The following is a 12,881-nucleotide window of genomic DNA, read 5'->3' on the forward strand; positions in this document are numbered from 1 at the left end:
GGATCGGGACGGAGGGGCGGTTTATTTAAGAGCAGCTGAGCTGGCCTGCGCGGCGGCGCGGCGGTGGCCAGCACCGGCGCGGACTTAGATCTGCGCGGCGACCTGGTGCAGCCCGATGATCCGGGCCAGCGATCGGACCTCCTGCTTCTGGTCCTCGCGCAACTGGAACAACAGCGGCATCGCGGCGGATTTCAGCTGCTGCACTTCCTCACTGTCGGGATCGATCACCGGAGGGCCCGAGGCCGCGTTGGCCTGCCGGGTCGCGTGAATCTTGCGGGCGATGGCGCGCAGCGCGTCTTCGACCGACGGCCAGTAATATTCCTGCGACGAGGACAGGCGGAGCCGGCCCTTGATCGCGGCGATCTGCGCGTCGCTGAGCAGCGTGTAGCTCTTTTGCGCCGGCGGCTTGGCGGCGACTTTCGGTTTCGGCGGCAGCGCCGGGATGGTGACCGCGGAGGTGATGGAGGACGACCCGAGATCGACCGGGCTGTCGGAGGCGAAGGCTTGGCGCAACGGCTCGCTGGCCGACGGCTCGCTGGTCGATGTCTCGCTGGTCGATGTCTCGCTGATCGACGGCTGGCTCGCCGCCGTCGTCGCCGGTTCCGGCTCGGCCACCGGCAGCGCCACCCGCGTCACCGGCAGCTTGTCCTTCTTGCTTTCGCGGTTGCTGGTCGGCGCCTGCACCAGGTCGGCGAAATGGCCGGCGCGCACCGCCGGAACGCTGTCACGGGCCAGCACGCTGATCGCCGCAGCGCCGGCGACAAGACAGCAGCCCAGCGCCAGGAGAGTAATTGTACGCGTCAATGGAAGCTCCATTCGCGATTGCGGACCGTCACGTTTCTTCCTCACAAATGCAGATTAATTAAGGCTTAACCATGCCGGGCGGAGCTGGCGCTGCTATCATGGTTAAGGCCGATTAGCATCCCGGCGCGCGCCAAACCCGGTTCCAGGGTCGCGGTGGTAACAATCGACCGCGGGACTGCAATCAGTTCCCTGGCGACGCGTTCGCCACCGCTGCCGGTCGATCTGTGGCGTTTCAGGCCTGGCCCGGCGTCAGGCGGCGAGCTGGTAGGCGTCCTGGATGTCGGCGACGATGTCGGAGGCTTCCCACAGCGCGTCGGGTTCGACCGAATGCATGCTGATGGTCCAGTTGCCGCCCTTGCGGCTTCTCGGCGTCGGCACGATCTCGAACTGCACGTTGCGGCACAGCGGATGGCGGTGCAGCGCGTAGTACACCCGGGTGCGGATTTCCTCGAGCGTGGCGGGGGTTTTTTCGGACAGCATGGCGAAGCCCTACAATCGGCAGGCCGGACGCCATGGGACTAAGCCTCTCGCGTCGCGGCGGAGGCCCATTGTTGGGACAACGTGGTTAACGGCTGATTAACTCGCCGCGGCCGATTCCGGTTGGCGTTGCTCGATCACCAGGCTCTGCACCGCGCGGCCGAAATAGCCGTTGACGTCGCCGAGCTTTGAGGCGGCGATGCCGGCGCCATCGGCGCCGATCCACATCTCCGAATTGAGCAGGATCCAGTCGCCGACCGGCGGCCGCGCCAGGTTGATGCTGAGGTCGGCGTTGATGAAGGTCCAGTCCTTGAAATCCAGCACCGCCGAGGTGGCGTTGCTGAAATCCGCCGCGATCGCCGCCCGCATCACCTGCGAGGTGGGTTGGTCCTCGATCATCGGCCGGTCGAGCCGGTACCAGATCGCACCGGGCCCCAGCGACAGAAAGCCGCCGTGTACTTCACGCACCGAGACGCAGCCGATGAACGGGTTGTTGTCATGGCGCATCTGCAGCGGGCGGCCCTGCTCGGGCGGCGGCACGTCGATCGGCGGATGCGCGATGTCGTCGGGCAGCGCCGGGGTGCCGATGATCACCTTCAACACCGTGGCGCTGACCACCACCACGCCCTCGGCCTTGAGCCGCACCGCGCAGAGCTGGATCTTGCGGCCCTCGCGCAGCACTTCGGTCTCGAAGCTCAGAGGCGCCACCGGCACCGGGCGCATCAGGTCGATGGTCAACCGCACGATCTGCATCGGCTCGCGCGTCGGGATCTGCTCGGCGAGAAACGTCACCAGCGCCGAGGGCGGCGAGCCGTGCTGCATGGTCGGATGCCAGGGCCCCGCCGCATAGCGCCGGGTGATGACGTTGGCACCGTCGATGCGATAGATGGCTTCCATGAGGTGATGATCCTATCGGTCTCTGTGCCCCGGACGCAGCGCACTACGCCGCACTTGCGGCGTGGTGCGCTGCAGAGCCGGGGCCGTTACGACGGCAGCGCTTGAGACGGTCCCGGCTCACGGCGCGGCGCAAGGCGCCGCACCGCGTCCGGGACACGGGTTGATGATGACGCAGCCTTCACAGCGCCGGATCGCTCGCGTCGTCGTATTCGCTCTTCAACCGCGCCACCAGTTCGGCGACCGAGACGATGCCGGTGATGCTGCCGATGCCCTGGCCGGAGCCCCAGATCTCTTTCCAGGCTTTCGGCTTGGCGCGCTCGCCGGATTCGTCGGTGCCGAAGCTCATCTTCGAGGGATCAGACTGCGGCAGGTTGTCGGGATCCATGCCGGCGGCCAGGATCGAGGGCTTCAGGTAGTTGCCGTGCACGCCGGTGAACAGGTTGGAATACACGATGTCTTCGGCACCGGAGCTGGTGATCATCTCCTTGTAGCGCGGTACCGCATTGGCCTCGTGGGTGGCGATGAAGGCGGAGCCAATATAGCCGAAATCGGCGCCGAGAATCCGCGCCGCCTTGATGGCGCGGCCGTTGGCGATGGCGCCGGACAGCGCGATCGGGCCGTCGAACCATTGCCTGGTCTCGGCGACGAAGGCGAACGGCGACAATTCGCCGGCGTGGCCGCCGGCGCCGGCCGACACCAGGATCAGCCCGTCGGCGCTCTTCTCGACCGCCTTGTGGGCGAATTTCTGGTTGATGACGTCGTGAAACACGATGCCGCCCCAGCCATGCGCTGCCTGATTCAATTCCTCGCGGGCGCCCAGCGAGGTGATGATCATCGGCACCTTGTGCTTCTCGCAGACCGCCAGATCCTGCTCCAGCCGGTTGTTGGATTTGTGCACGATCTGGTTGACGGCGAACGGCGCCGAGGGCCTCTCCGGATGCGCCTGGTCGTAGGCGGCGAGTTCTTGCTGGATCTGCGACAGCCATTCGTCGAGCAGCGCCGCCGGCCGTGCATTGAGCGCCGGAAACGAACCGACCACCCCCGCCTTGCATTGCGCGATCACCAGATCGGGCACGGAAATTATGAATAGCGGCGCACCGATTACCGGAATCGACAGGCGACCCTTGAACAAGGCAGGCATCGACATTCAGGCGTTCCCCAATTTGTTTGATCGTTGAACGGCGGCCGCGACGACCCCCGCTGGGAACCAGGAAAGCAATTGCTGCGCTGCCGCGCAAGCACGCGTTGCGCAAACGCCGGTCGCCCGCGCAACGCCTTATTGGCAGAACGCCCGGGTGACGATGTAATTGGTGTGGCAGTCGTCGGGTCGGCGCTGCCGCCCGGGGATCAGCATTTTTGCCGAGCAGCTTTCCGCGGAGTCGGTGGCGAGACTTTTGCCCTGCTTGTAGCCCTTGCCCTGGCACAGCGCGTCGGCGGCGGCGTTGCAGTCCGGCACCCCGTTGGCTCCGCTGCGGCAGGTCGAGCGTCCGGTCACCATGGTGGGCGTCAAACCGGAGGACGCCGGAGCTGCCGGAGCCGCCACCGACGGGCTCGGCGCGGCCGGGCTCGGCGCCGGCGGACTTGGTGCGGCCCGGCTCGGCGCGGCAACGGGGGGCGCCGGCGGAACGGTCGAATTCGGCGGCGGCGGCATCCGCTCGGGCGGGCCCGGCGGGGTGCCGGCGGCGTCGGGCGCGGCGGCGGGCGGCGGCACGGGTGCGCTATCGGGACTGATGAAGCTCGGCAGCAGCGACGACGGCTTGTCCCAGAGCTTGCCGATCTCGTTGAACAGGCCGGGATTGTCCTGGCGCGGCGCCGGCGGCGGCTGGTTCGGCGCGATCCGGTCCGGTGCCGCGGAGGGGCTGGTGAAGGCCGGCGGAGCGGCGGTCTGCGGCCATGCCGATTGCGGCGCCTGCACCGCCGTGGAGGCAAGGATCGCAAGCACCATGGGCGAACGCATCACGGCAACGGCCCACCGAAGGAATCAGACATCGTCGCAAACTATCCCGTCAGAGCCGACGGTCAAAAGTATTTAACGTCGCATGGGACAACATCAAAACGCGCGGGCTGCGATCACGAAGCCGAACACCAGAACCGCGGCGCCGATTCCGACCCACATGCCGAGCCGCTTTTCGATCTGCTCGCGGATCCAGACGCCGTAGCGATTGAGCAGGATCGCCACCACGAAGAACCGGCCGCCGCGCGCGATCACCGATAGCCCGATGAATTGCCAGAAATTGAAGTCGGCAAAGCCAGCCGTGATGGTGACGAGCTTGTAGGGGATCGGGGTCAGGCCCTTCAGCAGGATGATCCAGGCGCCCCATTCGGCGTAGCCGGCGCGGAACGCCTCGACCTTGTCGCCGTAGCCGTAGAACTGGATCACATAATGCCCGACCGAGTCGTACAGCAGCGAACCGATCGCATAACCGACCGCGCCGCCCAGCACCGAGGTCACGGTGCACAGCGCCGCGTACAGCCAGGCGCGCTCAGGGCGCGCCAGCGACATCGGAATCAGCATGACGTCCGGCGGCACCGGAAAGAACGAACTCTCCGCGAACGAAACCATGCCCATCACCCAAAGGGCATAGGGCTTGTGTGCGGCGTCGATGCACCAGTCGTAGATTCGTCTCAGCATGGCGGCGATGAACCACCAAAGCCCGGCTTTGTCCATGCCGAGCCAAGGCCGCGGCCCGGATTTCAGCGCTGCTTGCGAACGGCGCGGCCCTCGATTGCGACGATTGGTCGCCGGGCCGGAGGCGCGATGGCCGGCATAGCCGGTGTCGGCCTCAGCTTGATGGTGCTCTTCGGCAGCTTTTCGGCGATCCCGAGCATGGTTTCGCGGCGCTGCATCTCGGCCCAGACGTCGTCCGGGCAGACGCCTGCCGAGGCCCACAGCACGGTCAAATTGTACAGAAGGTCGGCGCTCTCCCGCACCACGGCGTCGCGGTTGCCGTTGACGGCGTCGATCACCACCTCGATCGCCTCTTCGGCGAGCTTTTTGGCCATTTTTGCCGGGCCGCGCTTGAACAGCCGCGCGGTGCGCGACGTCGAGGGGTCGAGATCCTTGGCGGCGATCACCGCCCGATAAAGCCGATCCAGCGAATCACTCATAGCAACGAAACTAACCGAAACTCATGGCAATCCTATTAACAATCAATCGCACCGGCCGTAGCCGGCGCGTCTTCATGAGTCGTCGGGCTGATCAGGTCGTGCTCAATAGCCGTAGCCGTAGCCGCCAGGTCCCCCGTAATAACCCGGGCCGCCGCGATAATAGCCCGGGCCGCCGCCGTAGTAGCCGGGGCCGCTGTCATAATAGTAATCGTCGCGGCGGTTCTGCGCGGCGATCGCGCCGATCGTCCCGATGATCCCGGCGAAGGCCGCCGCGGCTGCCGCGCCGCCATTGTTGTTGCGACCGCGGTAGTGCCGGACATGTCGCTGCTTGCGGGCGGCGCTGACGTCGGTGTTGCCGGCATCGGCCACCGTCGTGCTGGCGGGAACCGGCAACGGCGCGCTGGCGCTGGCAGCCTGAACCGGGGTCGGCACGAAAGTCGTGATCGCGAGCGCCGCCACGGTGCCGAGCACCACAGCGCGAGCGGACATTGAGCGGGTGAGCGTGGACATCTGGTACTCCTCGGTCTGATACCGATGCTGACCAATCCCGCGCCCTCGCCAAGGTTCCCGCCTGCGTCAGATTAAAGCCTGACCGCCGCACGGCGCGCCCGGCCGGCATTTGACGCCGCCGCCGGTCAGAATTCGCCGGCGTTTGCCGGTGAGGCCAAGGCGCGCGCCGTCGACATGCTCGAGGGCCGGGCTGCGCCAGTTCGGCGGCGCAGCATTGCTGTTCCGCAAATCCCGAGCCGCTTTGAAGGGCGCGCCGTCGTGACCTCAGTAGCCGCACGCGCCGCAGCGCGGCGCCACCGGCACGTAGTAGCTGCGCGCCGGCGCCACCATCTCGACGCGCTGGCGGACGCCATATTGCGGCGGGATCCGCTCATATTGAACGGCTTCCGGCGCCACCATCACGGTCTGCGGCACCATCACGGTGCGATACTGCGCCGGCACGCGGTGCGCCACCACGGCGCCGGGCGCCACCAGCACGGTCTCTTCGACGGTGCGGTATTGCGGCGGTTCGACGCGCTGCTGATAACAGCTGACGCAGGGCGGCGGCGCATAGCAGTTGTAGCAGCCGGCGGAGGCGGCGGAGGGCAGCGCCACCGCGGCTACGGCGGATGATACGAGGAGAGCGGCAGATACGCGGGACAGGGTCATGGCTGAACGCCTCTCGAGTTGCGATCGGCGCATTCTTGGCAGGGGCTCGGCAATCGTCAACGCAAGACGGTTGTTTACCTTGATGGAGATCATTAACGGCGCGTGAGTCCTGCTCACTCCACCCCACCGCCGTCATCCTGAGGAGCCCGGCGAAGCGCGCAGCGCGTAGCCGGGCGTCTCGAAGGATGGCCGCGGGGCAGGCGCCAGGCTTGCAGCCGCATCCTTCGCGGCTCACCGCCGGCGCAAAGAGCGCCGGCGGCGGGCGCCTCAGGATGACGGCGTTGTGTTATTGCGACTGCCCGCTCAGCTATGCAGCCCCGGCGCCTCTTGGCCGGTGCGGGCGACGTATTCGGTGTAGCCGCCGCCGTATTGGTGGATGCCCTCCGGCGTCAGCTCGAGCACCCGATTGGACAAAGCGGCGAGAAAATGCCGGTCATGCGACACGAACAGCATGGTGCCTTCGTATTGCGAGAGTGCGGTGATCAGCATCTCCTTGGTGGCGATGTCGAGATGGTTGGTCGGCTCGTCGAGCACCAGGAAGTTCGGCGGATCAAACAGCATCTTCGCCATCACCAGCCGCGCCTTCTCGCCGCCCGACAATACGCGGCAGCGCTTCTCGACGTCGTCGCCGGAAAACCCGAAGCAGCCGGCCAGCGCCCGCAGCGAGCCTTGGCCGGCCTGCGGAAACCAGTGCTCCAGCGATTCGAACACGGTGTCCTCGCCGTCGATCAGATCCATCGCGTGCTGGGCGAAATAGCCCATCTTGACGCTGCCGCCGAGCGCCACCGCGCCGTCGTCGGGCTCGGTGGCACCCGCCACCAGCTTCAGCAGCGTCGATTTGCCGGCGCCGTTGATGCCCATCACCGCCCAGCGCTCGCGGCGCCCGACCTGGAAGTCCAGCCCGTCATAGATCACGCGCTTGCCGTAACCCTTCTGCACCTTCTTCAAGGTCACCACGTCCTCGCCGGAGCGCGGCGCGGGGAGGAAGTCGAACGCCACGGTCTGCCGCCGCTTCGGCGGCTCGACGCGTTCGATCTTGTCGAGCTTCTTGACCCGGCTCTGCACTTGGGCGGCGTGCGAGGCGCGCGCCTTGAAGCGCTCGATGAATTTGATTTCTTTGGCCAGCATCGCCTGCTGGCGCTCGAACTGCGCCTGCTGCTGCTTTTCGCTGAGCGCGCGCTGCGCCTCGTAGAATTCGTAATTGCCCGAATAGGAGGTCAGCGCGCCGCCGTCGATCTCGACCACCTTGGTGACGATGCGGTTCATGAACTCGCGGTCATGCGAGGTCATCAGCAACGCGCCCTCGTAGCCTTTGAGGAACTGCTCCAGCCAGATCAGGCTTTCGAGATCGAGATGGTTCGACGGTTCGTCGAGCAGCATGGCGTCCGGCCGCATCAACAAGATGCGCGCCAGCGCCACCCGCATCTTCCAGCCGCCGGACAATTTGCCGACGTCGCCCTCCATCATTTCTTGGCTGAACGAGAGCCCGGCCAGCACCTCGCGGGCGCGGCCCTCCAGCGCGTAGCCGTCGAGTTCCTCGAAGCGGTGCTGCACCTCGCCGTAACGCTCGAGGATCTGCTCCATCTGGTCGGCCTGCTCCGGATCGCCGAGCGCATGCTCGAGTTCCTTCAGTTCCAGCGCCACCGCGCTGACCGGGCCGGCGCCGTCCATCACCTCGGCGACCGCCGAGCGGCCGGCCATCTCGCCGACGTCCTGGCTGAAATAGCCGATGGTGACGCCGCGATCGACCGCGACCTGGCCCTCGTCGGGCAGCTCCTGGCCGGTGATCAAGCGAAACAGCGTGGTCTTGCCGGCGCCGTTGGGGCCGACCAGGCCGACCTTCTCGCCCTTCAGCAAGGCCGCCGAGGCTTCGATGAAGACGATCTGATGACCGTTCTGCTTGGAGATGTTGTCGAGACGGATCATGTGAGCTGCGGCCTGAGGACGAGGGAAGGCCCGCCCTTAGCCTATGCGGCGGGCGCGTGGAAGGGTGTTCCGCAACGCCCTCGCCGCCGCCGCGCGCGGCGCGAGGAAACGCCAAGCCAGCGGAGCCGCGTGTTTCACTTTGGGACGCGGCGCGCCCAGGTGCATCCTCGCGGCAACACTCGATTTGAATCGCATTGCAACGATCACGTCGATCTGGACAAAGACCCGATCTCGAAACACCCTGGCGACCTTCGCATCACACCACGATCTCAACGATCGGGTCTGGACTGGGGCAGGTCATGAGATTGGCAACCGGGATACTTGCGGCGCTGCTGTTGGTCGCAAGCATCGGATCCAGCCACGCGGTGGTGCGAATCGCCGAGGATCGCGGCGGCCGAATCGGAACCTATGTCGACAAGTACCAGGACCTGCGCAGTTCCGGCGAGACCGTGATCATCGACGGGCTGTGCGCCTCGGCCTGCACCATCGTGCTCGGCGCGGTTCCGCACGACAAGATCTGCGTCACCGCGCGCGCCACGCTGGGGTTTCACGCCGCCTGGGACCTCGGCTCGAACGGCCGGGCGGTGACCAATCAGGAAGCCACCCAGATGCTGTATTCGATGTATCCGAGCCAGGTCCGGCGCTGGATCGCGCAGCGCGGCGGGCTGACCCCGCGGATGATCTTCCTGCACGGCCGGCAGCTGATGGGGATGTATCGCCCTTGTTATCTCGACGCGCGGGCCTCCGCGACGCGCTGAGCCGGGTCGCCGCTGATCACGGCATCGTGGCGGCGGCGGCTTGCCGGCCGGCGCGGCGGGCTCTATCTGGTGCGGGACGCGCACAACCCTGTGACGTGAGCAATGCGGGCGTCGACGCCGGCGGTTCACCGCCGCTGCGCCAGCGCGCCGCGCCGGCCCGGGGGTCGGGCGCCGGCTCGAGGAATGGAATGTCATGACCGCCAAAACCCGCCCGCTCGTCATCATCGGCGCCTTTGCCGGCAGTCTCGTGGTCGGCCTGGTGGTGGTGCTGTGGCTGGCGGGCGGCTTGCGCAACGTCACCGCGCCCTCGACCGTCGGCGGCCCGTTCCAGCTCACCGACCAGGGCGGCGAGAGCGTCACCGAGCAGAGCCTAAAGGGCAAGCCGACGCTGATCTTCTTCGGCTTCACCCATTGTCCGGATGTCTGCCCGACCGCGCTGTTCGAAATCTCCGAGGTGCTGCGGGCGATGGGCAAGGACGCCGACCGCGTCAACGCCTATTTCGTTTCGGTCGATCCGGAGCGCGACACCCAGGCGGCGATGAAGGACTATCTCGCCAGCTTCGATCCGCACCTCAAGGGCCTGACCGGCGACGCCGCGGCGGTCGCCAAGGTGATCTCCGGGTTCCGGGTCTACGCCCGCAAGGTGCCGCTGAAAGACGGCGACTACACCATGGACCACACCGCGCTGATCTATCTGATGGACCGCGACGGCAAATTCGTCGCGCCGTTCAACCTGAAGCGCAAGCCCGAGGAAGCCGCGGCGGATCTCAAGCGGTATCTCTGACCGGCAGACGCCGATCGAGCGCGAGCGGCGGACGAAATAGCGGCTGGCGAAACCTGTCACCGATTGCCTGGCACCCAGGAGCTTCCGATTGCCGCTGGTTCGTCGACGCCGTCTGGCAGATCGGTAAAGACCCGAGCGCTGGATGGGCGTCTGTCCGGCTGCGAAGGGTGCGTCATCTCGTGAATGATCTTGTCGGCGGACTCGATGACGCCGACCCGCTCCAAGCCTCTCAACATTCCCACCGTTGACAGCAGATGAAGATTCGGCGGCTTGTTGAAGACCCGAACGCCTGCATCTTCAAACAAAAGGGCCACAGGCTGGCCCGTCGCCACGTATTTGAACAGGCCGTCCTCCGAGGTCATGAAGTCGGCGATGGCGAGTTCGCCGGCATTCTTCTTCGGCCGTCCGCCGGCTTTGCGCTTGGCGCGTGCTTCGGATCCGATGTCGGTGGTCTCGATGATGAACGGCGGCTGATGGTCGTCGATAAAGGCTTTGACGTCCCTGTCCTTGGGATAGGAGGTGTCGCTTGTCAGTTCGTCGTAGACCGCGTCCACCACCACCAAACGCATCTCGAGCGCCAGCAGCAGGTCCAGACGGTCGGCGACCCACAGGCTGTTGAATGGCCCGGCATCCGGAATGATGAGGATGCAACGCTTCAAGACTGGCTCCAGAGTTTCGTGAAGCTCGTGGCTTGATTCTCGATGTCCTGCGGCGGTTGCGACGGCATCGGCAAATCCGCGTCGCCCAACGCGACAAGCAACGCGGCATAATCGCGCAGACCAAGGAGCCGGATCGCTTCGTTTCGGGACAGCTGCCCCTGCGAGTAAGCAAGAAGCGGATCGTCCGCGATCGGATTTCCGCCGGACGACGTGATTGCCTCGAGATGCGAGCGGATGATCGCCGTCATGGTGGTGCCATGCTCGGCGGCATAGGCCTCGGCACGCGACACCAGTTTGTCCGGCAAATTCAAAGTGGTGCTTCGCTGCATTCGCCACCCTCCGGTCCGCACATATCTATGTCGTGCGCAAAAATGGCAGATTTCACGAGCAATCGCCAATCCTCGTGCGGCAGGCAATGGCCCAATATTGCGGGTGCCACGACGGGAGCGCTCGATTACTTGGTCCGCAGGGGATATTCTCCTTTGCGTTGTTCCATCTGCCGCCAGCGCTGCACCCAGCGCGGCACCGACCCGGCGTCCGGCCGTTTGGCGAGGCCGTGGTCGGTCTTTTCCCAGTGATAGGGGTTCCAGACGAATTGGCCGAGCGCGCGCCAGGCGGCGATCGACAGGCAGATCCAGTACAGCGGCGTCAGCGCCAGGATCCAGCCGCACGCTAGCCGGCCGCGTTGCGCCAGGCCCAATAGCCCGATCGCCACCGTCGAGCCGTAGCCCGCCGCGATGGCGAGGCCATGCAGCCAGGCGGCCTCGCCGGTCGCGAACCAGGGCGCCGTGCCGCGGGTGGCCGGGATCAGCAGCGCGGTGAGCAGTTCGTACAGCAGCAGCGGATGCGCCAACGCGGTCAGCACGTTGCCGCCGACCAGCATGTTGAGCGCGAACAATCCGCCGGTGCCGGCCTCGCGCCACAATTGCCATGGCCGGCGCATATGCACGCACCAGGTCTGGATCCAGCCCTTCATCCAGCGCGAGCGCTGCCGCCGCCAGGCTTTGAACCGGATCGGCGCTTCCTCATAGGTGGTGGAGTCGAAAGTGGTCGAGCGATAGCCGAACCGGGCCAGCCGGAAGCCGAGGTCGGCGTCCTCGGTGACGTTGTAGGGATCCCAGCCGCCGACCTCGCGCAGCACCGCGGTGCGAAAATGGTTCGACGAGCCGCCGAGCGGCAGCGGCAGCCCGAGATTGGCCATGCCGGGCAGAAACACGTCGAATTGGCCGGCATATTCCGCGGCGAACATCCGCGACAGCCAGCTGTTGGTGAGATTGTCGATGCACAGCCGCGCCTGCGCGCAGCCGATCTTGGCGCCGCCGCGCGCGAAGGCATCGAGCGCGGCGCGCAATTGGTCCGGCGCCGGCCGATCCTCGGCATCGAACACCGCGATGAAGGCGCCGCGGGCGAACGGCAGCGCGCAGTTCAGCGCCTTCGGCTTGGTCTGCGGCGGCAGCGCCGCGGCGGTCAGCATCCGCAGATGCGGCAGCGCGCCGAGCCGGGCGATCGCCGCGTGGGTCTGCGCATCGTCCGGTTCGACAACAAGGATGACGTCGAGTTTCTCGCGCGGATAATCCCGGCCTTAGGTAGCAGATGCACCAAGGCGTTTTGTGGATTTCCATCCCAACTGACGGCACCATGCCGCCCATGGGCGAACCAAACCTAGTCAGAACGCTTGAAACCAAGCGGAAAGAGATAGAGCGGACGATCCGCGCCTATGAAAAGCAGATTGAAATCTGCCGTCGCGATCTGTACCATATCAACGCTACGCTGGTGCTGTTTGAGCACCCCGACAAACGAACCCAATTCCCGGTCTACATGAACACCTTGAGGCTATTTAAGCCTCGGGAAATGACCACGATTTGCCGTGAAGCCCTTGCCAAGGAAGGGCCGCTAGATACCCGTGAACTCGCTATCCGCGTCATCCGGGCCAAGGGCCTAGACGAAGGCGACAGGGTGCTAAGAACCTCAATAGCCTTCCGTATAGTCCAAGCCCTAAATATGGCAGCCAAGCGAGGCAAAGTTACCGCCCTGCCGAAACGGAAAGGGGTTAGGGTTTGGGCTTCTTAACAACGAGGGCTAGCAACATGGAACCGGAGTCGCAGTCAACCGAACAAAAGATTGATACCTTGAGGATGCAAATATCCGACCTAACGTCGCAGGTCGAAAAGTTGAAATCTCAGATACGCGCCCCAGAACAAATTGCCAACGACATCGCTATGCAAATTGCGTTAGGAGAAATGGTAAGGTTCGCCCTCGGAGAGATTGCGTTCGATCAGGACGTCGATACATCAAAGCAAAGGTTGCGAC

General features: G+C 65.6%; 15 protein-coding genes and 1 pseudogene. 3 read left to right on the plus strand and 13 right to left on the minus strand.

Going from position 1 to position 12,881, the window contains the following annotated elements:
- Positions 1-84: 84 nt before the first annotated feature.
- The 10 genes from RPC_RS03565 to RPC_RS03610 form a co-directional block, all read right to left on the minus strand.
- Entirely contained in the window at positions 85-804 is a 720-nt protein-coding gene (locus tag RPC_RS03565; RefSeq protein WP_041802385.1) for a hypothetical protein, read from the minus strand.
- Between the two features lie 249 nt (positions 805-1,053).
- Entirely contained in the window at positions 1,054-1,284 is a 231-nt protein-coding gene (locus tag RPC_RS03570; RefSeq protein WP_011471191.1) for a hypothetical protein, read from the minus strand.
- Between the two features lie 96 nt (positions 1,285-1,380).
- A complete protein-coding gene (locus RPC_RS03575) occupies positions 1,381-2,178 on the minus strand; it encodes a thioesterase family protein (protein WP_011471192.1) in 798 nt (265 codons plus the stop codon).
- A 178-nt stretch (positions 2,179-2,356) separates the two neighbouring features.
- Positions 2,357-3,325 carry an NAD(P)H-dependent flavin oxidoreductase gene (locus RPC_RS03580; RefSeq protein WP_011471193.1) on the minus strand — a complete coding sequence of 323 codons (969 nt, stop codon included), beginning with the start codon at positions 3,323-3,325 and terminating at the stop codon, positions 2,357-2,359.
- Between the two features lie 129 nt (positions 3,326-3,454).
- The gene (locus RPC_RS03585; protein WP_011471194.1) at positions 3,455-4,123 is read right to left on the minus strand and encodes a hypothetical protein; all 669 of its coding nucleotides are present in this window, start codon (positions 4,121-4,123) and stop codon (positions 3,455-3,457) included.
- Positions 4,124-4,228: 105 nt separating this feature from the next.
- Positions 4,229-4,810: a YqaA family protein gene (locus RPC_RS03590; protein WP_041802387.1), complete on the minus strand. Its 582-nt coding sequence runs from the start codon at positions 4,808-4,810 to the stop codon at positions 4,229-4,231.
- Between the two features lie 62 nt (positions 4,811-4,872).
- Positions 4,873-5,286, minus strand: coding sequence for a phosphoribosyl-ATP diphosphatase (hisE, locus tag RPC_RS03595; protein WP_011471196.1), 414 nt, complete (start codon positions 5,284-5,286; stop codon positions 4,873-4,875).
- 102 nt (positions 5,287-5,388) lie between these two features.
- Positions 5,389-5,796, minus strand: coding sequence for a hypothetical protein (locus RPC_RS03600; RefSeq protein ID WP_011471197.1), 408 nt, complete (start codon positions 5,794-5,796; stop codon positions 5,389-5,391).
- 264 nt (positions 5,797-6,060) lie between these two features.
- The gene (locus RPC_RS03605) at positions 6,061-6,444 is read right to left on the minus strand and encodes a hypothetical protein (RefSeq protein ID WP_011471198.1); all 384 of its coding nucleotides are present in this window, start codon (positions 6,442-6,444) and stop codon (positions 6,061-6,063) included.
- Between the two features lie 303 nt (positions 6,445-6,747).
- Positions 6,748-8,370 carry an ABC-F family ATP-binding cassette domain-containing protein gene (locus RPC_RS03610; protein WP_011471199.1) on the minus strand — a complete coding sequence of 541 codons (1,623 nt, stop codon included), beginning with the start codon at positions 8,368-8,370 and terminating at the stop codon, positions 6,748-6,750.
- A 299-nt stretch (positions 8,371-8,669) separates the two neighbouring features.
- Here RPC_RS03610 and RPC_RS03615 point away from each other — a divergent pair, with 299 nt between their 5' ends.
- Together RPC_RS03615 and RPC_RS03620 are read left to right on the plus strand one after the other, a co-directional pair.
- Positions 8,670-9,128 (plus strand): hypothetical protein, encoded by a 459-nt coding sequence (locus RPC_RS03615; RefSeq protein WP_011471200.1) that lies wholly within the window; start codon positions 8,670-8,672, stop codon positions 9,126-9,128.
- 193 nt (positions 9,129-9,321) lie between these two features.
- Complete coding sequence (locus RPC_RS03620) at positions 9,322-9,912, plus strand: SCO family protein (protein WP_011471201.1); 591 nt, start codon at positions 9,322-9,324, stop codon at positions 9,910-9,912.
- A 56-nt stretch (positions 9,913-9,968) separates the two neighbouring features.
- On the opposite strand, the gene RPC_RS03625 is transcribed toward RPC_RS03620, so the two are convergent.
- The 3 genes and pseudogenes from RPC_RS03625 to RPC_RS03635 form a co-directional block, all read right to left on the minus strand.
- Positions 9,969-10,571, minus strand: coding sequence for a hypothetical protein (locus tag RPC_RS03625; protein WP_011471202.1), 603 nt, complete (start codon positions 10,569-10,571; stop codon positions 9,969-9,971).
- Positions 10,568-10,900, minus strand: coding sequence for a hypothetical protein (locus RPC_RS03630; protein WP_011471203.1), 333 nt, complete (start codon positions 10,898-10,900; stop codon positions 10,568-10,570). Before RPC_RS03630 ends, RPC_RS03625 begins: the two co-directional genes overlap by 4 nt.
- A gap of 125 nt (positions 10,901-11,025) precedes the next feature.
- A pseudogene (locus RPC_RS03635) lies at positions 11,026-12,147 on the minus strand (glycosyltransferase family 2 protein); the annotation flags it as partial.
- 17 nt (positions 12,148-12,164) lie between these two features.
- Between RPC_RS03635 and RPC_RS03640 the strand changes: the two are divergent.
- Complete coding sequence (locus tag RPC_RS03640; protein WP_049766057.1) at positions 12,165-12,641, plus strand: hypothetical protein; 477 nt, start codon at positions 12,165-12,167, stop codon at positions 12,639-12,641.
- Positions 12,642-12,881: the final 240 nt, after the last annotated feature.

The organism is Rhodopseudomonas palustris BisB18, assembly GCF_000013745.1.
Taxonomy (GTDB): domain Bacteria; phylum Pseudomonadota; class Alphaproteobacteria; order Rhizobiales; family Xanthobacteraceae; genus Rhodopseudomonas_A; species Rhodopseudomonas_A palustris_F.